Below are 21,670 nucleotides of genomic sequence, written 5' to 3' on the forward strand. Positions count from 1 at the left end.
ACCGGGAAGGCGTACCGCTCGAGAGCAGGTGTGACCGCTGGCGCCAGAAGTCTCGCGCCAAGCCCCCGAGTGTGACCCCGGGTGCCAGAAGTCGCGGGATTCCGCGAGTGTGCGCTCATGCACCTCGCCGCGCCGCCCGTAGGTGCGGGAGCGCACACTCGACGAGCATTCCCTCCCCGTGTTGCTGCGCCCTTGGCCTGAAACCTCACCCCGGCCGAGGTCGGCGGTTACGGGGCGTCGGCTGAAGAACCCTTCGTGACCGCTCGCTCCGGCGCGCCGCGCTTGCGGGCGGTGAGGTAGAGGCGGTGCGCGGTGATGACGAGCGCGAGCCAGGCGGCGCCGAGGAGCCAGGCGGCGACGACGTCGGTGAGCCAGTGCGCGGCGAGGACGACCCGGGTCAGGCCGACGACGACGGCGATCACCACGGGCACGACGACGCAGAGCACCTTGGCGGCGAGCGTGCGCCGGTGCAGCCAGATCAGGTAGCCGACCACGCCGGCGATCACGGTGGCGTTCAGCGCGTGACCGCTGGGGAAGGACGGCGAGTACTCGAACGGCGGGATGGCGTCGGACAGCGGCGGACGGGACCGGCCGATGATGTCCTTGCCGGCGACGGTCATCAGCAGCGAGCCGATCCCGGCGCCCGCGACCAGGATCAGCTCCGTACGGGAGCGGCGACGCAGGGCGAGGACGAGGATGGCCGCGACGGCGATGCACGGCATCCCGACGGGACCGAAGACGTACGCGACGCCGGCCGAGAAGTCGTCGAGAAACGGCGTCCGCAGCCGCATGGCCGCGTCGAGCACCGGCACGTCCAGGCTGGCGATCCCGTCGTCCTCGGTCACGGCGTCGTACACCCGCGCGACGAGGAACGCCATGACGAAGGCCACGGCGATCCCCACCCCGAGGACGGCCACGAGGGCCGGCTCGGCACCGATCCGATGACCCACCGCGGTCGCGACGGCCGCGGCCCGACGGCCGAGCGGGGAGTACCAGTGGGTCAGCTCCGGGGGCGCGGCCAGGTCGTCCCGCTCGAGCGGGCCACGGGGGCCCGCCGCCGACGTGTCCTCGGGTCGACTCATCTCCTGCTCTCGTCTACGCCCCGCGAACCTGCGCGCGGGAACGCGCCAGCCTACGACGGTCTGCGCCGCCGAGCCGGCGGTCCGCGTCGTCAGGGCGCGACGTGGTTCTTCGGCGGGGGCTCGACCCCCCACCGCTGACGGACGCCGAGTCGCCGCGCGAGCAGCTCGAGGGCGGCGGTGTGCAGCAGGGCCTGGAGCTGCCCGCGCGGGGCGTGCCCGAAGTGGCCGTAGACGTCGGGGAACTCGGGCGACCCCCGCCACGACACGTGGACGAGGACGGCGTCAGCGGCCAGACCGACGGACCGGGCTCCGCGCAGCGGCGCCTCCGTCATGCCGAGGTCGGCGGCCGTGACCGGCGCCGAGGCGTGGTCGGCGAGACGCCCGTCGAGCTCGGCGACCTGCGCCATCTCGAGCGTGTGCGTGGTGGGCGGCAGCGAGGAGTGGCTCATGACCGGCTTTCGTGGAGGGGTGTCCGGGTCTTTCGTCCCGCGACCGACGCCTTTCGCCTCTGGGGCACTCGCCGCCTCAGACCGAGGCTGGTGCTGTGCTCCCCGACCGTCGTCCCCGCGCGCGGACGGCGGAGGTGGTCGTCGGCATCGCGGGTCACGGGCTCGACGGCTGCCGGAGCGCCGTACGGCTCGGGGCGGAGGAGGCCAGGCTGCGCCGGCTGGGCCTCCGGCTCGTGCACGGCAGCCGACCCGCCGGGCAGGAGGACCACCTCGCCCCGAGCGGCATGGAGTGGCGCCAGCAGCGCGGCCGCCGCCTCGTCGGCGGCGCGGCCCGCGACCTCGCGGTGACCGCGCTCGGGCGTGACCTCGCGATCTGGACCGAGAGCTCGCCGCGCACGGCGGTCGACCTCCTCACCACCCACGCCCGTACGGCGGTGCTGCTCGTGCTGCAGCGCCCGGACGGTCCGGACGACCCGGTCGGTCTCACCATCGACGCGGTCTCCGCGAGCGCCTGGTGCCCGACGCTGGTGGTGCGATCGCGCGACCGTGCCGGAGCGGGCGTCGGCGTCCTGGTCGTCCTCGACCCCGGGCACGACGCCGGGCCGGCGCTGGTCTTGGGCGCCACGGAGGCCCGGCTGCGGGGCACAGCCGTCACGGTGCTCGACGGGCGCGAGTGCAGCGTCGCCGACCTCGAGGCCGCGTCCGACGGCGCGGCCCTGATGGTGGTGGTGCGCCCGGGGCGCGGTGCCCACGGGCCCGTGGTGGACGCGATCGACGTGGCCCGCTGCCCGGTCCTGACGGTCGCCCCCGACGACGACCCCGGGACCTGAGCGCCGCCTCAGCGCACCGGGTCGGCGAGACGCGGCCCGGCGCTCACGACACCCTCAGGAGCTCGGGCAGCGCGGAGGCGGGCGGGACGTGGTGGTGACGACGTCGCGGCACGACGACCAGGGGGCAGCCGACCCCGCCCATCACGCGTCGCGCGACCGAGCGGGTCCAGGCGGCCAGGCCGTCGGTGTGCGGTGGACCGAGCACGAGCACCGCGGCGCTCTCGGCGGCGGTCAGCAGCACCCGCTGCGTGACGCCCCGGACCGTGACGACGCGCGCCGGCGTGCTCGGGTGACGGACCTGTGCGCGGGCGAGCAGCTCGACGACGTTCCGCGCGGCCGACTCGGTCTGGCCGTGCGTGCCGCCCGGGACGCTGTGCAGGGCGACGACCTCCGTGCCGAGGAACGTGGCCTCGTCGAGCGCGAAGTCCAGGGTGGCCAGCGAGACCGCCTCCCCGTCGAGCGCCACCACCACCGGGCGCCGTTCGTGCTCGACCTGGCGCCACGCCGGGGGCACCACGACGACCGGGCAGCCGGAGTGGTGGGCCACCGGTGACGCCACGCTCCCCCGCCCGAGCCGGTCGAACCAGGCGGTGGCGTGCTGCCCGACCACCACCAGCGGGGCGGAGCGGCTCAGCTCCTGCATGAGGAGCGCCGGCAGCGTCTCGGCGAACCGGGTGCGCAGGGCGACCGCCGGCGGGACGTCCAGGGCGTCGACCGCACCGGTGAGGAGGTCCCGCCCCGCCTGCTCGAAGTCGTCGACGAAGGACCCGCTCAGCGGGACGTCGACCAGCGGCATCGGATAGCTGTAGACCAGCTCCACGTCGAGGCCGCGCAGGGCCGCCGTACGGAGGGCGTAGCGGGCGGCGACCAGGGAGTCGGGCGACCCGTCCACCCCCACGACGACGGTCCGCTCGTAGGTCGGTTCCATGGGTCACTCCTCCGCTGGTGGGTCACTGGGGTTGGGCAGACGCGTCAGGGGACGAGGACGGGCGCACCGGTCGCCGAGCGCCCGTCGGAGCGGGTGGGCTCCGGACCGGGCGGCACGATGACCAGCGGGCAGCGGGACTGGTGGAGCATCGCGCGGGCGACGGAGTGGCGCCAGGGCCGCCGACCGTGGTGGACCGGGGGTCGACCGAGGACCAGCAGACTCGCCCGCGCCGACACGTCGACCAGGGCGGGCACGGTCTGGACGGCGACGAAGCGGTAGTCGACGGCGACGTCGGGGTGGTCCTGGCTCTGCCCCGCCACGAGCTCGGCCGCCGTCCGCCGGGTCGCCGCCCGGCGCAGGGTGCGCGCCTCCACGGGGGTGGACGCGTGCAGAACGAGCACGCTCGCGCGCCGCAGCTCGGCCTCGTCGAAGGCGAGCTGCAGGACGGAGGTCGCCGACGTCGTCTCGCTCATCCCTACGACGACCGGGCGCAGGCCCAGGTGGGCGCTGCGGGTGACGGTGCTCTTCCACCCCGCCGGCACCACGACCACCGTGCAGCGGGCACCGGCCGCGACCTCGGAGGCCACCGAGCCCGCCAGGTCGCCGTCGGCCACGTCGAAGTGGTGCCGGCCGAGGACCAGCAGGGTCGCCTCGGCCGCCAGCGCCGTCAGCAGCCCCGTGGTCGACGTGCCCTCGACCACCGTGTGCACGACCGTGGTGGGGGCGACGGCGACGTGGGAGAGCACCTCGTCGACGAGCGCCTGGCCGGTCGATCGACGCTCGTGGGCGTCCTGGCCGTCCGGGCTCGCTCCGGGTCGGTACGCGTGCCCGACCATCAGCTCCAGGCCGCGCAGCGCGGCCTCGTGCGCGGCGTAGCGGGTGGCCTCCACGCTCTCCGGCGACCCGTCGACACCGACGACCACGTGCCGGGGACCCGCTCGTCCGACCATCCGCATCCGTGTCTCCTCGTCGTGGCCCCCGCTCGCGGCCGGCCGAGCCCGGTCGACCGCGCGCTCCCTCCAGGCTGGGTCGTCGGCGGCCCGGTGGGCAGAGCCGAACGGCACCGGTACCGGGACCTACGTCACCCCCGTGGGGGTCCTCGGCCTCTGCGGGGCGGGGTCGGGCCCGCCCACACTGGCCGTGACCCAGCCGAAGCACGCACGAAGAGGTGGACCCGATGAGCGCGCTCGCTCCCGCAGAGATCGACGCCGACGTACGCGAGCTCTCGGCCGAGCGGTGCCGCGAGCTCCTGGAGCTGGCGACCGTCGGACGGCTCGGCTACGTCTCCAGCGGCGGCGTGCAGATCGTCCCGCTGAGCTACCGCGCCGCGGGCGGTGTGCTCTACCTCCGCACCCGGCCCGGCAGCCTCGTGGACCAGCTGGCCGAGGGGGGACGCGAGGTGGCCTTCCAGGTCGACAGCTTCACCCCCGGCGCGGGTCTCGCCTGGAGCGTTCTGATGCAGGGGCGGGTGCAGACGCTGGACGCCGCGGACCTGGCCCTGGTCCACGACCTCCAGCGGGCGGCCATGCCTTGGACCGGCGGCCACCTGCGTGATCTACGGTTCGTTCCGAGCAGCTTCAGCGGACGGACGATCACGCACGTCGACGCCTGAGGCCGCCACCCGAGGACGGGAGGACGGCATGACGACCGTCGACGGGCCGCCCCGTGCCGCCACCACCCGCGTGTTCATCCTGGACGACCACGAGCTCGTCCGCCGCGGGCTGGTCGACCTCCTCGGCTCCGCCCCGGACCTTGAGGTCGTGGGCGAGGCCGCCACCGCCGGCCAGGCGCTGCGCCGGATCCCCGCCGTGCTCCCCGACGTGGCCGTGCTCGACGCGCGGCTGCCCGACGGCAGCGGCATCGAGGTCTGCCGCACGATCCGGTCCGACCACCCGGGCGTGCGCTGCCTGATCCTGACGTCGTACGACGACGACGAGGCCCTGTACGCCGCCGTCCTGGCTGGTGCGTCCGGCTACCTGCTGAAGGACATCGTCGGGTCGAGCCTGGTCGAGGACATCCGCCACGTCGCCCGAGGCCGGTCGCTGCTCGACCCCGCCCTGACGAGCAAGCTCATGGAACGTCTACTGCAGCCGCCGCAGGACGACCCGATGGTCGCCGGCCTCACCCCGCGCGAGCAGGACGTGCTCGCCCTGATCGCCGAGGGCCAGACGAACCGGCAGATCGGCGAGCAGCTCGGCCTCGCCGAGAAGACCGTCAAGAACTACGTCACGGGGATCCTGATGAAGCTCGGCATGCAGCGCCGTACGCAGGCCGCCGTCTTCGGCTCGAAGGTCCGCCGTTCCGCGAAGCCCCCGGTCTGACCGACCGTTCGCCGTGCCGCCGCCGGCCGCGCTGGAACCCCTCGGGCGTCTGCTCGGGCACGAGGGTGTCGGCACGGTCGCCGAGGTCGGCTCCGCCGTCTCGACCGTGGCGGTCGGCGACCGGGTGATCATCTCGTGCATCAGCGCCTGCGGGTCGTGCTCCTACTGCCACCAGGGCCTGTACGCGTACGGCCTGGCCGAGGAGGGGGCGAGCGGGATCGGCTCGATCCTCGGCCACCTGATCGACGGGACGTAGGCCGAGCTCGTCCGGTGCCCTTCGCCGACGACTCGCTGGACAAGGTCCCCGACGGCGTGAGCGACGAGGGGGCGGTGATGCTCTCCGACATCCTGCCCACCGGGTTCGAGATCGGGGTCCGCTACGGCCGGGTCGAGCCCGGTGACGTGGACGCCGTCGTCGACCTCGACGCCAACCGGCTCGAGCAGGCCGCGTCGTTCGGCGCGACGGACACGGTGACCAGCGGGGACGAGGACTGGGTCGAGCAGGTGCTCGCTCTCACCGACGGGCTCGGCGTGGACGTCGCCATCGAGGCGGTCGGCGTGCCGGCCACCTTCGCCGCGTGCCTCGCGATCGTCCGCCCGGGCGGATCGGTCGCCAACGACGGTGTGCACGGCACCTCCGTGCCGCGGCCCCTGCAGGACCTCTGGATCATGGACCTCTCGATCACCACGGGGCTGGTCAGCACCTCCACCACCGCGATGCTGCTGAAGCTCGTGGCCCAGTCGAGGCTCGCGGTGACCGTCGGCCGTGACCTTGGTCCCGACCTCCGCTTCCTTCGCCTCTTCCGGTCCGGGCCGCGGGCGGTCACCATCGAGGTATGACGCAGGACGTGGAGCAGACGACCACCCCGCCCGCCCGTCCCGCCGTCGAGACGCGCGCGCTGAGCGTGCAGGAGTGCTGGTCGCACCTGCGTCAGCAGACCAGAGGCCGGCTGACCTACCTGTCCGGTCGCGGACCGCGGCACGTGGTCCTCTCCTACGTCGTCCGGGACGACGAGCTGGTCGTGGAGGTGCCGCCGTACAACGAGGCGGCGCAGTACGCGCGCGGGCGCCGGGTCACCTTCGACGTGATCACCCGGACCGGGGAGCGGAGCGCCCGACGGGTCGACGTCGCCGGTCTCGCCCGGGTGCTCGGTCCCGGTGCCGTCTGGGACACCGGGCCCGCCGGCCACCGACCCCCGGACCGTCCCGGCCGGCTGGTCGGCCTGGCGGTGGACGAGGTCTGCGGGAGGCTCGAGCAGGTCGGCGTCGCGGACCGTCCGCGGTGACGGGGTCCCTCTCGCTCGGTGCTCGTGGCGCAGCAGCGTCAGCGGATGGGCCTCGACCGGCCCGTCCGGCTCAGCGGACGACCAGGACCGGGCACGGCGCGTGAGCCGCGACGTACTGGCTCACCGACCCGAGGAGCAGGCCGACGAAGCCGCCGTGCCCGCGGCTCCCGACCACGACCAGGTCGGCGCCGTGAGCCGCCGCCACCAGCTCCCGCGCGGCGTGGCCCTCGACGACCTGCTGGTCGAGCCGCGGCGTCGGCTCGTCACCCAGCACCGAGGTCAGCGCGTCGGCCTGCTGCTGCTTGGCGACGGCGCTGAGGTCGGCCTCGCTGACCAGCCCGTACGCGACGTAGCCCGGGGCCCCCGCCACCACCTGCTCGGTCCAGCTGGTCACGACGGTGAGGGTCGCGTCGTGCTCGCGCGCCTGCTCGAGCGCCGCCCGCAGCGCGAGCCGGCTCCCCTCCGACCCGTCCACCCCGACCACGACCCGTTCCCACTTGTCCATGGGCCCACCGTCGCCCGACAGTGCGCCCCGGGCCAGAGCCGAACGTCCCGGGTCGCGCCGGGAGGACGAAGGTCACTGGCCGCGCCCCGGCCGACAGGCCACCGTGGGACCACGACGACCGCACGGTCGTCGAACCCGTGGAGGAGCAGCCATGACCGACACCCGAGGTCGCATCGTCGTCGGCGTGGACGGGTCGGACGCCTCGACCGGCGCCGTCCGCTGGGCGGTCGGCCAGGCCACGCTCACCGGCGCCGACCTGGAGGTGCTGACCAGCTGGCACTTCCCCAGCCAGTACGCCGAATGGGTCGCCGACGACATCGACTGGGACGCGCGGGCCCGCGCCCTCCTCGAGGACACCCTCGCCGCGGTGCACGTGGAGAAGACGATGACCGTCACGCGGACGGCTCGACCGGGTCACCCCGCCGCCGTCCTCACCGACGCCTCGGCCGGCGCCGACCTGCTCGTGGTGGGCTCGCGCGGCCACGACGGCTTCGCCGGGCTGCTCCTGGGCTCGGTCAGCGCCCACGTCGCCGCGCACGCGCACTGCCCGGTCGTGGTCGTGCGCCATCGCGTCGACTGATCCCTCCCGCGCCGACCGGGTCCGCACGGCGGCCCGACGCACGCTGGTGGTCGCCTCCGTCTTCAACGCGGTCTCGGCCGTGGGTGGCGGGATCGGCATGGTGGTCGCGCACGGCTTGTCGATGCCGCTGTCGCTGCTGACGGACAGCCCGTTCTCGACGTTCCTGCTGCCCGGTCTGATCCTCGCCCTCGTGGTCGGCGGCACCCAGACCGCCGCGGCGGTCCTGCTGCTGCGACGCCGTACGTCGGCCCTCGTGTGGTCGGCGGTGGCCGGCTTCGGGATGGTGATCTGGATCGTCGCCGAGGTCGGCTACCTCCACGTCCTCGGTTGGGCCCAGATGATCTACCTGGTGACGGGCCTCGGGCAGCTGGTGCTCGTCTTCTCGCTCCTCGGCATCGTCGCCTGGCTCCCGCGGAAGACCACCGGCTAGGACCGTCGGTCCCCGACCGCCAGCGGAGCCTCCCACTCCAGCCGCAGCCCACCCCCGTCGCGCGGCGTGAGCCCGAGGCTGCCGCCCGCCTCGAGCGCGCGCCGGTGGAGGTTCCCCAACCCACGTCCCCAGGGCTGGTCGCCGAGGCCGGCACCGTCGTCGCTCACCACGACCCGGACCCGGTCGCCGACCACCTGCACGTCCACCTCGACCAGCTCGGCGTCGGCGTGGCGGACGACGTTCGTCAGGGCCTCGCTGACGACGGCGGTCAGGTCGGCGAGCAGGACGTCGTCGACCAGGGTGTCGACCGGCCCGAGGAACAGGACGCGCGGGCTCGTCCGCAGCCCGGCCCCGGCCCGCCGCACCACGTCGAGGACGGCGGTCCGCGGGCCGGGGCGGTCCGGGTCGGAGTCGGTGAGGGCGAAGATCGACGTCCGGATCTGGCGGATGGTGTCGCCGAGGTCGGTCACCGTCCGCGCGAGGACGCCCCGCACCGGCTCGGCCTGCGGCGTCGCGAGCGCGCCCTGCAGGCTGAGGCCGCTCGCGTACAGACGCTGGATGACGTGGTCGTGCAGGTCGCGGGCGATGCGGTTGCGGTCCTCGAGGACGGTCAGCCGCTGCTGGTCGGCGCGCGCGTCCGCCAGCTCGAGCGCCAGCGCGGCCTGTGCCGCGAAGCCGCCGGCCAGGTCGAGCTCGGCCTCGGTGAAGCGGGGACGTTCCTCGATGCGGCCGACCACGATCACGCCGCGCGCCCCCCACTCGCCGATCAGCGGCAGGGCCATCACCGGGCCGACGGACATCGCCTCGGTCAGGTGGACGTGCAGGTTCTGCTCGGACACGGAGTCCAGCAGCACGCCCACGCCCTCCTCCATGGCCATCCAGTCGAGGGTGCCCGTGCGCGGGTAGCGCAGGGCCAGCAGACCCTCGGCGTCGCGCCCGGCGACGACGGCGATCTCCAGGCTCTCGGGGTCGTCGTCGGTGGGCAGCACGACGGCGGCGACGTCGGCCTCGGCGAGCCGCGCCACCGTGTCCGCGATGCGCTGGAGCACCAGCGTCGCGTCGCTGCTCGGGTTGAGCAGGCCGCGGGTGATCTCCGCGGCCGCCGCGAGCCAGTCCTGCCGGCGGCGCGTGTCGGAGTAGAGCCGGGCGTTCTCGATCGCGATCCCGGCGGTGGCCGCCAGCGCCAGCACGAGCTCCTCGTCCTCCGCGGAGAACGGCCGCCCGTCCGTCCGGTCGGTGAGGTAGAGGTTGCCGAACACCACGTCCCGCGACCGCACCGGCACCCCCAGGAACGTCGTCATCGGGGGGTGGCCGGCGGGGAACCCCACCGAGAGGCGGTCGCTCTCGATGCGCGTACGGCGGGCCGCCACCGGCGTCTCGATCAGGGCGCCCAGGATGCCCAGGCCCTGCGGCAGCTCGCCGATCTGCGCGACGGTCTCCGGGCTCATGCCCGTGTGGACGAACTCCTCGAGCCGCCCGTCCGGGCCGATCACGCCGAGCGCGGCGTACCGGGCCCCCGCCACGACCTGGGCGGCTGCGACCACACGCCGCAGCACGGCTGGGAGCGCCAGCTCCTCGACGATGGACCGGTTGGCGGCCAGCAGCGCGCGGAGCCCGTCCTGGGTGGGTCCGCGTCCCGCTCGCTCGTCGGGTTCTGCCATCGCCGACCACAGTAGGGCGCGCCCGCCGGGACCTTGGTCTCTGGCTCCGGCGCGTGCGTCCGGCGACGCTGGAGCCATGCAGGCCGTTCCGGGTGACGAGCTCGTCGCGGCGAGCGACGACACCAGCCGTACGCGCAACGCCGAGATCCTCGAGGTCCGCGGGGCCGACGGCCAGCCGCCCTACCGCGTGCGGTGGCGCGACACGGGACTGATGGCGCTCGTCACCCCGGTGGCGGGTTCCGTCGTGCTCGCGTCGGGCCACGACGGCGAGAACCAGCTCTGAGGAGAGACCGATGACGTGGACACGAGTGGTGGTCGGGATCGACAGGTCGCCCGGGAGCAGCCGGGCCCTGCGCTGGGCGGCCGACGAGGCCCTCGACCACAGCGCCGAGCTGTACGTCGTGATGGCCTACAGCGTCCCGGCGCCGCCGGTGTCGATCGGCTACGGCCAGCCGCCGTGGCGGGCGGAGGACGAGTGGCGCAAGGACGCCGAGGGAGCACTGCGCGAGGCCCTCCGGACGACGCTCGGCGACGCCCCGGAGGTCTTCATCCGCTCCGACGTCGTCGAGGGCTCGCCCGCCAAGGCCCTGATCGACGCCTCGCAGGAGGCCGACCTGCTGGTGGTCGGCACCCGGGGGCACGGAGGGTTCGCGGGCCTGCTGCTGGGCTCGGTCAGCCAGCACGTCACCGCGCACGCGGGCTGCACGGTCGCCGTCGTCCGCTGAGCATGACGCTCTCCGACGAACGGACCTCCGGTCACTTACACGTCCTCGACGAGGAACGGTGCCGCGCACTGCTGGCCTCCCACCACCAGGGCCGGATCGCCTGGAACGCCGGCGACGGGCCCCAGCTCCTGCCGGTCAGCTACGCCCTGCACCTGGGCGAGGTCGCGTTCCGCACGTCGCCGTACGGCGCGCTGGCCCAGCTCCGGCGCCCCACGATGGTGGCCTTCGAGATCGACGAGATCGACCCCGTCGCCGGTGCCGGGTGGAGCGTGCTGGTCCGCGGCCGGGCCGAGCCCGTCACCCGGGCGGACGATCTCGCCACCCTCTGGGGCCAGGAGGGGATGGTCCCGTGGGCGACCGGCACGCGCAACCTCGTCCTCCGCATCGCCGAGCACAGCATCAGCGGTCGCGCCGTGAGGGCCCCGTATGCCGACTAGCGCCCTGCTCGCGGAGCGTCCGGTCCCCCGGGCCGCCCGTCGCGTGCGGGAGGACTGGGTCCGACTCTCCGAGCCGACCCTCGACCCCCCGCCGTTCGACGCCGGGATGGTCGCCCACCTGCCGGAGCCGGCGCGGCGCTACCTGACCCACGCGATCGCCCCCGGGACGCCGCTGTGGCAGTCGGTGCAGGTCTCGATGGTGGGCCGGATCGGGCTGGGCTCGTGGCGTCGCTTCAGCGCCGACCAGGTCGTGGCGCCCGGTCGCGGCTACATCTGGGCGGCGGTGGCACGGGTCCTGGGCGTGCCCGTGGTCGGCTACGACCGGCTCAGCGGCGGCAGCGGCGAGATGCGCTGGCGGTTGCTGGACCTGGTGCCCGTCGCCGACGCGTCCGGCGCCGACGTCACGCGCAGCGCGGCCGGCCGGCTGGCGTCGGAGATCGTCCTCGTCCCCACCGCCTTCGCGAGCGTCACCTGGACGGCCGGAGGTGCTGACACCGCGGTCGCGACCTCGGGCCGCGGGGCGGAGCAGCAGCGGGTCGAGCTGCACCTCGGGGCCGACGGCCACCTGGTCGACCTGGTCATGCAGCGGTGGGGCAACCCCGACGGAAAGCCGTTCGCGCTCCATCCCTTCGGCGTCAGCGTGGACGCCGACCGCGCCGCCGACGGTGTCACCACACCGTCGGCGGTGCGGGCGGGATGGTGGCACGGCACGGACCGGCAGGACGCGGGCGAGTTCTTCCGGGCCGAGATCACGCGCGTGGAGCCCCGGTGAGCGTGCCGGTCCACCCGACGGTCTCCCGCCGCCGGGTGCTGCGCGGCTTCGGTGCCGCGGGCGCGACGGTCCTCGTGGTCGGCGCCGGCGCCGGGGGCTACCGCGTGGTCGACACGGCGGCGCTCCGCCCGGGGCACGGGCAGGCGTACGACCCCTGGCGCCACTGGGACTCCACGCCGGGCCCGCTGGGTGCGGTCGCCGCCGCGGTGCTGGCCGCGAACCCCCACAACACCCAGCCCTGGCTCTTCGAGGTCGGCGCGACCACGATCGACGTCGGGGTCGACCCCGGACGGCACCTCGGCAGCGTCGACCCCTACCGGCGCGAGCAGCACGTCGGCCTGGGGTGCGCGCTCGAGAACCTCGTCCTCGGCTGCCGGGCGCGTGGGCTCGAGCCCCGGCTGACGCTGCTGCCGGACGGGCCGGACGCCGCGCGGGTCGCCCGCGTCGACCTCGTCCCCGCTCCGGCGCAGCACGATCCCCGGCACGACGCCGTGGGCACCCGTCACACGAACCGCGGCCCGTACACGGACGAGCCCCTCGACGCCGCCGCCCTCGCCGGTCTCGTCGACCCGACCGGGCTGCCCGGGGTCGAGGTGGTGTGGGTCGTCGAGGAGGGGGCGAGGGCGAGCCTCGGCGGGCTCATGGTCGACGCGGCCCAGGCGGTCGTCGACGACGAGACCCAGTCCCGCGACGGGTTCGCGTGGTTCCGCGGCGACGACGACGCGGTCCAGGAGCACCGGGACGGGCTGACGCTCGACGCGCAGGGCCTCGGGCCGCTGGTCCTCGGCGTCGTCAAGCTGCTGCCCGCGTCCTCGCGGAGCGGGGGCGACGCGTTCTGGGTGAAGCAGACCCGCGACGTGCACACGGCGACCGCGACCGCGTACGGCGTCGTCGTCTCGGCCGAGCCCGACGACCGCGCCACGCAGCTCCGGGCCGGTCGGCTGCTCCAGCGGACCCACCTCACCGCGACCACGCGGGGGATCGGGCTGCAGCACATGAACCAGGTCACCGAGCGCATCGACGCCGAGCGCGTGGCCGGGCGGGCTCCCACCTTCGGTCCCCGCCTCGCCGCGCTGCTCCCGCCGGGCGCGCGGCCGCTGGTCGCGTTCCGGGTGGGGTGGCCCGAGCGCGCGGCCCGACCCAGCCCCCGCCGACCCGTCGGGGCCGTCGCCCGGACCTGACGCTCAGCCGCGGAGCTGGACGACCAGGTTCGTGAGCCAGGGGATGAAGGCCTTGCCCTGGTCGACGGCGGCCTGGGCCGTGGCCAGCAGCGGGTAGAGCGCGGTGAGGAGGGCGACGACCGTGATGACGGCGGTCAGCACCCAGGCGACGGTCGGCCGGGTGGTGACGAGCAGGCCGACGGCCAGGGCGACGACGACCAGCACGCCGAGGACCATGACGACCGCGATCCGCCCCACCGGGACGTCGAGCGCGCCGGCCGTCGAGGCGTCGGCGCTGCCGATGAGCCCCCACACGGGGAGCACCACCGCGGCGAGGACCAGCACGACCACGGCGGCGGCCACCACGAGGGCGACGCGGACGCTGCGCGGCTTGCCCGAGCTCACCCGCCCGTGCGAGACCTGGACCCTCACTTCGAGGACGGTTCCGCGTCGGCGTCACCGACGACCACGACGCGGTCGGCGATGACGACCTCGTCGGCCGTCACGACCTGAGGGCCGTCCGAGCTCGACCGGCCGGCGTCGCCGGACTCGACGACCACCACGGTGCGGGCGTCGTCGTCCTGCTGCGTGGGAGCGGACGCGTCGCTGTCGGCAGTCGCGTCGGTCTTGGCGGTGTCCGTCGTCGGTGCGTCGGACCACGAGGCCGGGTCGGCCTTCTCCAGGTCGACGGGCAGCGCGTCGAGCGGGTCCTCCTCGGCCTGCTCGGGCGACGGCTCCGGCTCCGGCTCCGGCTCCGGCGCCACGTCGTCCGCGGGGTGGTGCACGTCGGCGACGGTGACGTTGACCTCGACCACGTCGAGCCCGGTCTCCTGCGCGACGGCGGCGTCGACCGCGGAACGGACCCGGTTCGCGACGTCGACGGCCTGGGCGCCGTACTCCAGGACCAGGCTCACGTCGAGCGCCACGGCCTGCGGGCCGACCTCGACGCTCACGCCGCTGCCGTAGAAGGGGCGGCCGCCGGGGACCCGGCCGAGCGCACGGACCAGGGCGCGACCTCCGGGGCTGCCCAGCGCGTGGACACCCTCGACCTGGGTCGCGGCGCGCGTGGCGCTGTCCTGGACGCGCGCGGCGGGCGACGTGGGCGCACCGGAGGCGGGCGCGGGGTCGCCGACGAGGCGTACGGGACTGGTGGTCTGGGTCACGGCAGGTTCTCCTCAGGAGGGGTACGGAAGGGCCGCCCCCACCCGCGGCGTGGGGCGCGGCGGGCGGGGGCGGGGTCGTGCGGGCTAGCGCTTCTCTTCGAGCTTCAGCGCCACGCCGAGCGCCATGAAGGTCGGGGCCCAGTGACCGATGAAGATGCCCCAGCGGTCGGACTGGCCCTTGTCGTCACCGGTCTTGTTCCGGCTGATGAACCAGGTCGTCAGCGACAGCCCGATCGAGGCGAAGGCCCCGACGTAGGCGTACTCGCTGCGGAAGCCGAGGCGGTGCAGGCGGTTGACCACGCCGTGGCCCTCCTGCACCTCGTCGACGGCGCCCTGGACGCGGTCGGAGACGTGACCGGCCGCCTCCTTGGCCTTGTCGGTGGCGTCGTCGGCCACGCGCGACGCGGAACGTCGCGCCTGGTCGGCCGTGTCGCCGACCTTGTCGGCGACGTCCTTGGCCTTGTCGGACGCGTCGTCGGCCAGGTCCTTGACCTTGTCCGAGGCGTCGTCCGCGACGTCCTTCGCCTTGTCCGCGGCGTCGTCCGCCACGTCCTTGGTCTGGCGCGCGGCGTCGTCCGCCGTGTCGTCGATGCTCATGTGGTGCTCCTTCTGCTGAGGGTGTTCGAGCTCTGAGTCTGACGGACGACCGGTCAGAGCGTGATGCGGTCGCGGCGCTTGCGCGACGCGTCCACCTCGACCTGGACCCCGAGCCGTCGCACCTGCGTGTCGAGCGCGTCCCCGAGGTCACGCACGGGGCCGGCCTCGATGTCGTGGAGCAGCCGGCCGATGTCGCTGCGGTCCCCCGCCGTCACCTTGACGGTGAGGTCGGGCCGGGCCGCGTCGCCGCGGAGCACGGCGGAGACCGACTCCACACCGGGCAGGTCGGCGATCTGGGCCTCCACGGCGTCGGTGACCACGTCCGGGGCGCAGCGGGTCAGGCCGTGCTCCGCGTTGTCCTCGAGGCGCAGCGGACGGGCGGCGTTGGTCCGCGGGACCTGGGCGGCCAGCCACAGGAGACCGAGCAGGGCCAGGACGACGCCCAGGACGGCGACGACGAGCACGACCCACGTGAGGCCGAAGGCGGAGGTGGCCGCGGAACCGGCGACCCGGGAGTCCGGCGTGGGCCGGCTCAGGTCGAGCCCGGCGGCGCGCCCGAGCGGGGCGAGCTGGCCGAGACCGATGACGAAGCCGGCGGCGCCGGCCAGGACCAGGAGGATCCCGATGACGCTGAGCCAGGTGCGGTTGAGGCCCGAGGCGTGCTGACGCATCACAGCTCCTTGGTGCGGACGGTGGCGGTGACACGCGGCTGCGGGGAGACGCTGGCGGCCGAGACGGCCTCCGTCACCAGGGCGACGACCTTCGAGCGGACGCGGTCGCGCTGCTCGGAGGCGGTGACGACGTCGAGGTGGATCCGGCTCCCGGAGACCGAGGCGGACACCTTCTCGACCCCGTCGACGAGGTCCGCGCGGCCCGCGGCCAGGCGGGCGAGGGCGCGGTTCGAGATGACGAAGTCACGCTCGGCCACGACACCGGCTCCCCGGCTCGTGTCGAGGCGGGTCGAGGTGTAGGCACCGGGCTTGATCCCGGCGACCAGGAGCACCAGACCGAGCACGACCGCGACGCCGGAGGCGACGAGGACGGCGGCCGAGCCCCAGGTCAGGCCGGCGACCGCGGAGGCGGGTCCGCTGACCTGGCCGGCCCACCGGCCGGAGGAGAGCCGGGACACCGCGGCGACGACCGCGAGGACGCCGACGGCGAGGAGCACGACGGCGACGATGCTGGCGGGGACCGTACGGCTGTGGCGGCGGCGCAGGCCGGCCGACCGGGAGTCGCTGCGGCTCATCGGAGCTGGTCCTTCCGGGTGGCGGTGTCGGCGCCGGCGACGCTCAGGAACGTGACCTCGACGTCGAGGCGGTGGACCTCGACCCCGGTCAGCTCACGCACGCGACGGGTCACGTGCTCGCGCAGCTGGCTGGTGGTCTTGCGGATGGAGCCGGGGTAGGCGACGCCGACCTTGACGGACACGTCGGCGAAGCTGCCGCGCACGTCGACGTCGACGTCCGGGCGGGCGGAACGGTCGTCGTGGGCCCCGAGACCGAGGACACCGCCCGTACGGCCGTGGACGGTGCCGATCTCGGCAGCGGCCTGGCCGGCGATCTTCTCGACCACCGAGTCGGCGATCACCAGCCGGCCGCGGCGGGCCGGCTGCTCACGGTGCGTCGCGCTGCGACGCGGGGTGACGGCAGAGCTCGGGGCCGGGGCGAGCCCGGTGCTCATCGCTTCTCGGTGGTGCGGCCGAGCAGGCCGGCGAGGTCCAGACGGCCGTCGAGGACGAGGCCGATGACGAGGCCGAGGGCCCCGAAGACCAGGACGATCACGAACGAGCCGAACGTCCCGAAGGCGGCGGTCAGACCGAGGATCAGGCCCACGAACAGGGCGATGGTGGTGCGTGACATCAGGAGGTTCCTCTGGTGGGAGTGAGCGATGACCGGGTGACCCGGGCCGACCCGCGTGGGTCGGCCCGGGCTCCGGTCGGGGGTCAGCGGAGCGAGTCGCTCGAGGTGCCGGAGGTCGTGTCGTCGTCCTCGTCGGGCAGGTGGACGTCGGTGACGCTGACGTCGACCGAGACGACGTCGAGGCCGGTGCCGTACTCGACGGCGGCGATGACGTTCTCGCGGATCTGGTCGCTCACCGTGACGATCGAGACGCCGTAGTCGACGACGACGGTGATCTCGATGGCGGTCTCGCGCTCGCCCTTCTCGACGGACACGCCGCCCGAGACGCTGGGCTGGGTGCTGCCGGGGAGGCGCTGGGCCAGGTTGCCGATGGCGCGGCGCGCGGCGTTGCCCATCGCGTACACGCCGGACACCTCGCGCGCGGCGATGCCGGCGATCTTGGCGACCACGCCGTCGGCGATCGTGGTGTCGCCGTGCTCGGTGTGGAGGGCGTCGAGCTCCTTGGGCTCGTGACGCTCGGCGTTCTTGGCCGCCTGGGCCTCGGCCTGGCGACGCTCTTCGCCGGTGCTGGGAACGACGGACTGCGACATGCGAACTCCTTCAAGAGTTTGTGTGGACTTACATGAAGGAGGACGCCGCCGCCCGGCCAACCGTCACGCCGGATGTCGAAAAACTTTCAACCGTTCATGCACGAGGCATCGGTCGGGCGGGCTTCCGCCCGACCGACACCGCGTACGGGTGGGTCAGCGCTTGCCGCGCTTCTCCCGCGCGCGGACCTCGACGTGCACCGGGGTGCCGACGAAGCCGAACTCCTCCCGGAGCCGACGCTCGACGAAGCGGAGGTAGCCGGGCTCGAGCTGGCCCGAGGTGAAGAGCACGAACGTCGGCGGGCTGGTCTGGGCCTGCGTCCCGAAGAGGATCCGCGGCTGCTTGCCGCTGCGGACCGGGTGCGGGTGCGCCGCGACGATCCGACCGAGGAACGCGTTGAGCTTGCCGGTGGAGATCCGGGTCTCCCAGCTGGCCAGCGCCTCCTGCAGCGCCGGGCCGAGCCGGTCGACGTGCCGACCGGTCATGGCCGAGATGTTCACGTGCGAGGCCCAGGCGAAGGGTGCGACCTCCTGCTCGACCTCGCGGCTCAGGTACTTGCGGCGCTCCTCGTCGGTCAGGTCCCACTTGTTGTAGGCGATGACCAGCGCTCGGCCGGTCTCCTCGACCGACGTCATGATGCGGACGTCCTGCTCGGTCAGCGGCTGGCTGGCGTCGAGGACCGCGACGCACACCTCGGCGCGCTCGATGGCGCCCTGCGTGCGCAGGCTGGCGTAGTACTCGTGGCCCGACGCCTCCTTGACCCGGCGGCGGATGCCGGCCGTGTCGATGAAGGTGTACGTCTGGCCGTCGACCTCGACGAGCTCGTCCACCGGGTCCACGGTGGTGCCGGCGACGTTGTCCACGACGACGCGCTGCTGCTTGGCGAGCTTGTTCAGCAGGCTGGACTTGCCGACGTTGGGCTTGCCGACGATGGCGATGCGGCGGGGGCCGCGCTCGGCCTCGTAGTCGATCGGGGGTGCGGGCGGCAGCGTGTCGAGGATGGCGTCGAGCAGGTCGCCGCTCCCCCGGCCGTGCAGCGCGGACACCGGGTACGGCTCGCCGAGCCCCAGGTTCCACATGCTCGACGCCTCGGCCTCGGTGCGCTGGTCGTCGACCTTGTTGACGGCGAGGACGACCGGCTTCTTGCTCTTGCGCAACACCCGCACGACGGCCTGGTCGCTGTCGAGGGTGCCGACGGTGCCGTCGACCACGAGCAGGACGGCGTCGGCCATGGCGATGGCCATCTCGGCCTGCTCGGCGATCTGCTGCGCGAGGCCCTTGGCGTCGGGGGCCCAGCCGCCGGTGTCGACGAGGACGAACGAGCGGCCGTTCCAGTCGGCGTCGTACGAGACCCGGTCGCGCGTGACGCCGGGGACGTCCTGGACGACGGCCTCGCGCCGGCCGAGGATGCGGTTGACCAGCGTGGACTTGCCGACGTTCGGGCGGCCGACCACCGCGACGACGGGAAGGGTGCGGGTGGGGGTGGGGACGGCGGGAACCGCGGTCTCGGTCATGGGTGCTCCGGTGGGGCTGAGGTGTTTCGCCACCCCTTACCGGGGCGACGCACGATCCTCCAGGGTAGTCGGAGCGGGCGACGTCGCCCGATCTCGCGCTCTAGCGGGCGACGGCGGGGTCGTACGCGGCCGGCACGAGCGCGCAGATGGCGTCGACGACCTGCTCGAGCGTGAGCTCGGTCGAGTCCAGGACGGTGACGCCGGGGGCCGCGTCGTGGAACGCGGCCACGGTCGAGTCGTCGCGGTCGCGGCGGACCACCTGGTCGTGCACCGCCTCGGCGTCGACGTGCTCGCCGAGCTCGGCGTGGCGGCGGGCCACGCGGGCCGACGCGTCGGCCACGAGCAGGACGCGGACGGGTGCCTCGGGCGCCACCACGGTGGTGATGTCGCGGCCCTCGGCCACGATCCCGCCGGTGGCCTCGGCGATGACCTGCTTCTGCCGGGCGACGAGGTCGGCCCGGACGGCCAGGTTCGTGGCGACCGCGCTGACGGCGGCCGAGACGTCGGGGTCGCGGATCGCCGTGGTGACGTCGTGACCGTCGATCGTGACGCTGTGGTGCTCGGGGGCGAGCTCGAGCACGAGCTGCGCCCGGGCGACGAGGTCGGCGACCGCGTCGACGTCGGCGAGGTCGACACCCTCGTGCACGGCGAGCCAGGTGGCCGCCCGGTACATGGCGCCCGTGTCGAGGTAGGCGAGCCCGAGCCGGGCTGCCACCCCGCGCGAGGTGCTGGACTTGCCGGACCCGCTGGGCCCGTCGATCGCGACCACCAGAGGGGTGCTGCTGAGGACGGGGTGGCCGGGGGTCCCGGACGGGCTCGGGGAGTCGGACATCTCGTCACCTTATCCAGCGGAAGCGGACCGACCCGGCGTCGTCCGGGTCAGACGACCGTCCAGCCGCCGTCGCGCATGGCGACGGCGAGGCCCTCGGCCCGTTCGGGCCGGACCGACAGCGTGAGGTAACCGACCTGCCGACTCGCGTCGTGCTCGATCGCGACGTCCTCGACGTTGACGCCCGCAGCCTCCACGTCGCCGAACAACCGCGCCAGCGCGCCGGGCTCGTCGGGGATGGCGACGACGACCTGCTCGTACGGCACCGGTGCGGCCCCGTGCTTGCCCGGGATGCGGTGCGTCCCCTCGACGCCGCGCTCGAGCTCGAGGCCCAGCGCGGTGTCGGCCGGGGTCTCCACCGCGGTGATGAGGCGGTCGAGCGAGACCGCGACCTGACGCAGCTCGCGGAGCACGGCGGTGGAGTTGGCCCGCACGATCTGCTGCCACAAGCCCGGGTCGCCGCCGGCGATGCGGGTCACGTCGCGCAGGCCCTGCCCGGCGAGGACGAGGTCCTCGTCGGGGACGTTGGTCAGATGGCCCGCCATCAGCACGGACACGAGGTGCGGCAGGTGCGAGACGCGGGCGACGGCGGCGTCGTGGTCGTCGACGTCGAGGGTGACGAGCCGGGCGCGGCAGGCGCGGACGAGCTCGACCACACGGGCCGTGGCGGCGTCGGAGCTCTTGCGGTGCGGCGTGACCACCCAGGTCCGGTCGACGAAGAGCTCGCCGTCGGCGGTCACCGGCCCGGAATGGTGCGAGCCGGCCATGGGGTGCGACCCGACGTAGCGGGTCAGGTCGACGGGACGGTCCCAGAGGGCGTCGAGCACCCCGGCCTTGACCGACCCGACGTCGGTCACCGTCGCGCCCGGGTAGGTCTGGAGGCTCTCCCCCACCACGTCGGCGATCGCGCGCGGCGGCACGGCCACGACGACGAGGCCCACCTCGGCCGGGTCGGCCGGTTCGGCCGTGCCCGCGCCGAGCCCGGCGGCCACCGCGGCGTGGCTGGGCACCGCGTCGACCAGGTGCACCCGCCACCCCACGCCGCTCAGGGCGTGCCCGATGGAGGCACCCACCAGGCCGGCCCCGACGATCACGGTGACCGGCGGGCCGGCCGGCGTGCTCATGCCCCGGAGGTCGGCGGCTCGGGCAGCGCCACCTCGGGGGCGGCGGGCGAGGTGGTCGAGGCGGTGGCCTGACCCGTGGCCGCGCCCGCGTCGGCCGCGGCGGGTGCGGGCCGGCCACCCAGCACGGCTGCGAGCCGGGGACCGGCCACGCGGCGGAACTTGCGCGGCAGGGCCCGGGTGCGGTCGAGCACGGCGACCTCGAGGGCCTCGACGCCCAGCGGACGGACCGGCGCGCCGGGCCCGCCGTCGGAGCCGAGCGCCCGGACGGCGAGCTGGACGGCCGCCGCGAGGTCGAGCGCGTCGGCGTACCCGGAGCGGACGACCTCGGCGATCGCCTCGGCCGAGCCGCCCATGACGGCGTAGTGCTCCTCGTCGCCGATCGACCCGTCGTAGGTCAGCCGGTAGATCTGGTCGTCGGGCGCCGTCGCCCCGAGCTCGGCCACGATGATCTCCACCTCGTACGGCTTCTCCCCGCCGGAGGAGAAGATGCCGCCGAGCAGCTGCGCGTACGCGTTGGCCAGACCGCGGGCGGTGACGTCGGTGCGGTCGTAGCTGTAGCCGCGCAGGTCGGCGTAGCGGATGCCCGCCTGCCGCAGCGTGTCGAACTCGTTGTAGCGCCCGACCGCGGCAAAGCCGATCCGGTCGTAGATCTCGCCGACCTTGTGCAGCGCCTGCGAGCGGTTCTCGGCGACGAAGACGATGCCGTCGGCGTAGTGCAGGACCACGACCGCGCGGCCGCGGCCGATGCCCTTGCGCGCGAAGTCGGCCCGGTCCTTCATCTGCTGCTCGGGGGCGACGTAGAACGGGCTAGACACGCGGTGCCTCCCAGC

At 74.5% G+C, this 21,670-nt stretch carries 31 protein-coding genes; 13 read left to right on the forward strand and 18 right to left on the reverse strand.

Annotation, left to right across the window (positions count from 1 at the left end; all coding sequences use genetic code 11):
• Window positions 1-227: 227 nt before the first annotated feature.
• Together FHX39_RS10795 and FHX39_RS10800 are read right to left on the reverse strand one after the other, a co-directional pair.
• Entirely contained in the window at window positions 228-1,082 is an 855-nt protein-coding gene (locus FHX39_RS10795) for a phosphatase PAP2 family protein (RefSeq protein WP_183338318.1), read from the reverse strand.
• Window positions 1,083-1,171: 89 nt separating this feature from the next.
• The gene (locus FHX39_RS10800) at window positions 1,172-1,531 is read right to left on the reverse strand and encodes a hypothetical protein (RefSeq protein WP_183338320.1); all 360 of its coding nucleotides are present in this window, start codon (window positions 1,529-1,531) and stop codon (window positions 1,172-1,174) included.
• Window positions 1,532-1,626: 95 nt separating this feature from the next.
• Between FHX39_RS10800 and FHX39_RS10805 the strand changes: the two genes are divergently transcribed.
• Entirely contained in the window at window positions 1,627-2,361 is a 735-nt protein-coding gene (locus FHX39_RS10805) for a hypothetical protein (protein ID WP_183338322.1), read from the forward strand.
• 43 nt (window positions 2,362-2,404) lie between these two features.
• On the opposite strand, the gene FHX39_RS10810 is transcribed toward FHX39_RS10805, so the two are convergent.
• Both FHX39_RS10810 and FHX39_RS10815 read right to left on the reverse strand, forming a co-directional pair.
• On the reverse strand, window positions 2,405-3,289 hold the full coding sequence (locus FHX39_RS10810) for a universal stress protein (protein ID WP_183338324.1): 885 nt from the start codon (window positions 3,287-3,289) through the stop codon (window positions 2,405-2,407).
• Window positions 3,290-3,333: 44 nt separating this feature from the next.
• Entirely contained in the window at window positions 3,334-4,239 is a 906-nt protein-coding gene (locus FHX39_RS10815; RefSeq protein ID WP_183338326.1) for a universal stress protein, read from the reverse strand.
• Window positions 4,240-4,466: 227 nt separating this feature from the next.
• Here FHX39_RS10815 and FHX39_RS10820 point away from each other — a divergent pair, with 227 nt between their 5' ends.
• From FHX39_RS10820 to FHX39_RS10835, 5 genes are read left to right on the forward strand one after another with little or no spacing between them, the layout of a single operon-like run.
• Window positions 4,467-4,901, forward strand: a complete 435-nt coding sequence (locus tag FHX39_RS10820) for a pyridoxamine 5'-phosphate oxidase family protein (protein ID WP_183338328.1) — start codon at window positions 4,467-4,469, stop codon at window positions 4,899-4,901.
• 28 nt (window positions 4,902-4,929) lie between these two features.
• Window positions 4,930-5,610 (forward strand): response regulator, encoded by a 681-nt coding sequence (locus FHX39_RS10825; protein ID WP_183338330.1) that lies wholly within the window; start codon window positions 4,930-4,932, stop codon window positions 5,608-5,610.
• 13 nt (window positions 5,611-5,623) lie between these two features.
• Window positions 5,624-5,866 carry an alcohol dehydrogenase catalytic domain-containing protein gene (locus FHX39_RS20690; protein ID WP_332836774.1) on the forward strand — a complete coding sequence of 81 codons (243 nt, stop codon included), beginning with the start codon at window positions 5,624-5,626 and terminating at the stop codon, window positions 5,864-5,866.
• A gap of 14 nt (window positions 5,867-5,880) precedes the next feature.
• On the forward strand, window positions 5,881-6,450 hold the full coding sequence (locus tag FHX39_RS10830; protein WP_198423356.1) for a zinc-binding dehydrogenase: 570 nt from the start codon (window positions 5,881-5,883) through the stop codon (window positions 6,448-6,450).
• Window positions 6,447-6,896, forward strand: a complete 450-nt coding sequence (locus tag FHX39_RS10835; protein ID WP_183338332.1) for a hypothetical protein — start codon at window positions 6,447-6,449, stop codon at window positions 6,894-6,896. Before FHX39_RS10830 ends, FHX39_RS10835 begins: the two co-directional genes overlap by 4 nt.
• Window positions 6,897-6,966: 70 nt before the next feature.
• Here FHX39_RS10835 and FHX39_RS10840 read toward each other — a convergent pair whose 3' ends face one another.
• A complete protein-coding gene (locus FHX39_RS10840) occupies window positions 6,967-7,401 on the reverse strand; it encodes a universal stress protein (protein WP_183338334.1) in 435 nt (144 codons plus the stop codon).
• A 151-nt stretch (window positions 7,402-7,552) separates the two neighbouring features.
• Between FHX39_RS10840 and FHX39_RS10845 the strand changes: the two genes are divergently transcribed.
• Window positions 7,553-7,981 carry a universal stress protein gene (locus FHX39_RS10845; RefSeq protein WP_183338336.1) on the forward strand — a complete coding sequence of 143 codons (429 nt, stop codon included), beginning with the start codon at window positions 7,553-7,555 and terminating at the stop codon, window positions 7,979-7,981.
• A 46-nt stretch (window positions 7,982-8,027) separates the two neighbouring features.
• Window positions 8,028-8,411 carry a hypothetical protein gene (locus FHX39_RS10850; protein ID WP_183338338.1) on the forward strand — a complete coding sequence of 128 codons (384 nt, stop codon included), beginning with the start codon at window positions 8,028-8,030 and terminating at the stop codon, window positions 8,409-8,411.
• Here FHX39_RS10850 and FHX39_RS10855 read toward each other — a convergent pair.
• Entirely contained in the window at window positions 8,408-10,072 is a 1,665-nt protein-coding gene (locus tag FHX39_RS10855; protein ID WP_183338340.1) for a sensor histidine kinase, read from the reverse strand. The two genes, FHX39_RS10850 and FHX39_RS10855, sit on opposite strands and share 4 nt — an antisense overlap.
• 76 nt (window positions 10,073-10,148) lie before the next feature.
• Between FHX39_RS10855 and FHX39_RS10860 the strand changes: the two genes are divergently transcribed.
• From FHX39_RS10860 to FHX39_RS20695, 5 genes are read left to right on the forward strand one after another with little or no spacing between them, the layout of a single operon-like run.
• The gene (locus tag FHX39_RS10860; RefSeq protein WP_183338342.1) at window positions 10,149-10,355 is read left to right on the forward strand and encodes a DUF1918 domain-containing protein; all 207 of its coding nucleotides are present in this window, start codon (window positions 10,149-10,151) and stop codon (window positions 10,353-10,355) included.
• 10 nt (window positions 10,356-10,365) lie between these two features.
• Entirely contained in the window at window positions 10,366-10,797 is a 432-nt protein-coding gene (locus FHX39_RS10865; RefSeq protein ID WP_183338345.1) for a universal stress protein, read from the forward strand.
• A 2-nt stretch (window positions 10,798-10,799) separates the two neighbouring features.
• Window positions 10,800-11,234 (forward strand): pyridoxamine 5'-phosphate oxidase family protein, encoded by a 435-nt coding sequence (locus FHX39_RS10870; RefSeq protein ID WP_183338347.1) that lies wholly within the window; start codon window positions 10,800-10,802, stop codon window positions 11,232-11,234.
• A complete protein-coding gene (locus FHX39_RS10875) occupies window positions 11,224-12,006 on the forward strand; it encodes a DUF6544 family protein (RefSeq protein ID WP_183338349.1) in 783 nt (260 codons plus the stop codon). Before FHX39_RS10870 ends, FHX39_RS10875 begins: the two co-directional genes overlap by 11 nt.
• Window positions 12,003-13,187 carry an Acg family FMN-binding oxidoreductase gene (locus FHX39_RS20695; protein ID WP_198423357.1) on the forward strand — a complete coding sequence of 395 codons (1,185 nt, stop codon included), beginning with the start codon at window positions 12,003-12,005 and terminating at the stop codon, window positions 13,185-13,187. Before FHX39_RS10875 ends, FHX39_RS20695 begins: the two co-directional genes overlap by 4 nt.
• A gap of 3 nt (window positions 13,188-13,190) precedes the next feature.
• Here FHX39_RS20695 and FHX39_RS10885 read toward each other — a convergent pair whose 3' ends face one another.
• The 12 genes from FHX39_RS10885 to prcA form a co-directional block, all read right to left on the reverse strand.
• On the reverse strand, window positions 13,191-13,598 hold the full coding sequence (locus FHX39_RS10885; RefSeq protein WP_183338351.1) for a hypothetical protein: 408 nt from the start codon (window positions 13,596-13,598) through the stop codon (window positions 13,191-13,193).
• Window positions 13,595-14,329 (reverse strand): Asp23/Gls24 family envelope stress response protein, encoded by a 735-nt coding sequence (locus tag FHX39_RS10890; RefSeq protein ID WP_183338353.1) that lies wholly within the window; start codon window positions 14,327-14,329, stop codon window positions 13,595-13,597. Before FHX39_RS10890 ends, FHX39_RS10885 begins: the two co-directional genes overlap by 4 nt.
• 84 nt (window positions 14,330-14,413) lie before the next feature.
• The gene (locus FHX39_RS20700; protein ID WP_198423358.1) at window positions 14,414-14,926 is read right to left on the reverse strand and encodes a hypothetical protein; all 513 of its coding nucleotides are present in this window, start codon (window positions 14,924-14,926) and stop codon (window positions 14,414-14,416) included.
• Window positions 14,927-14,979: 53 nt separating this feature from the next.
• Entirely contained in the window at window positions 14,980-15,597 is a 618-nt protein-coding gene (locus FHX39_RS10900; protein ID WP_183338355.1) for an Asp23/Gls24 family envelope stress response protein, read from the reverse strand.
• Window positions 15,597-16,172: a DUF6286 domain-containing protein gene (locus tag FHX39_RS10905; protein ID WP_183338357.1), complete on the reverse strand. Its 576-nt coding sequence runs from the start codon at window positions 16,170-16,172 to the stop codon at window positions 15,597-15,599. The genes FHX39_RS10900 and FHX39_RS10905 overlap by 1 nt, the downstream gene beginning before the upstream one ends.
• Window positions 16,169-16,606: an Asp23/Gls24 family envelope stress response protein gene (locus tag FHX39_RS10910; protein ID WP_183338359.1), complete on the reverse strand. Its 438-nt coding sequence runs from the start codon at window positions 16,604-16,606 to the stop codon at window positions 16,169-16,171. The genes FHX39_RS10905 and FHX39_RS10910 overlap by 4 nt, the downstream gene beginning before the upstream one ends.
• Window positions 16,603-16,785, reverse strand: a complete 183-nt coding sequence (locus tag FHX39_RS10915) for a hypothetical protein (RefSeq protein ID WP_183338362.1) — start codon at window positions 16,783-16,785, stop codon at window positions 16,603-16,605. Before FHX39_RS10915 ends, FHX39_RS10910 begins: the two co-directional genes overlap by 4 nt.
• An 83-nt stretch (window positions 16,786-16,868) precedes the next feature.
• Complete coding sequence (locus FHX39_RS10920; RefSeq protein ID WP_183338364.1) at window positions 16,869-17,375, reverse strand: Asp23/Gls24 family envelope stress response protein; 507 nt, start codon at window positions 17,373-17,375, stop codon at window positions 16,869-16,871.
• 153 nt (window positions 17,376-17,528) lie between these two features.
• Window positions 17,529-18,887 carry a ribosome biogenesis GTPase Der gene (gene der / locus FHX39_RS10925; protein WP_183338366.1) on the reverse strand — a complete coding sequence of 453 codons (1,359 nt, stop codon included), beginning with the start codon at window positions 18,885-18,887 and terminating at the stop codon, window positions 17,529-17,531.
• A 100-nt stretch (window positions 18,888-18,987) separates the two neighbouring features.
• Entirely contained in the window at window positions 18,988-19,719 is a 732-nt protein-coding gene (gene cmk, locus FHX39_RS10930) for a (d)CMP kinase (RefSeq protein WP_183338368.1), read from the reverse strand.
• Between the two features lie 47 nt (window positions 19,720-19,766).
• Complete coding sequence (locus tag FHX39_RS10935) at window positions 19,767-20,840, reverse strand: prephenate dehydrogenase (protein WP_183338370.1); 1,074 nt, start codon at window positions 20,838-20,840, stop codon at window positions 19,767-19,769.
• Entirely contained in the window at window positions 20,837-21,655 is an 819-nt protein-coding gene (gene prcA / locus FHX39_RS10940) for a proteasome subunit alpha (RefSeq protein ID WP_183338373.1), read from the reverse strand. Before prcA ends, FHX39_RS10935 begins: the two co-directional genes overlap by 4 nt.
• Window positions 21,656-21,670 lie beyond the last annotated feature (15 nt).

It is taken from the genome of Microlunatus antarcticus, from assembly GCF_014193425.1.
Classification (GTDB): domain Bacteria; phylum Actinomycetota; class Actinomycetes; order Propionibacteriales; family Propionibacteriaceae; genus Microlunatus; species Microlunatus antarcticus.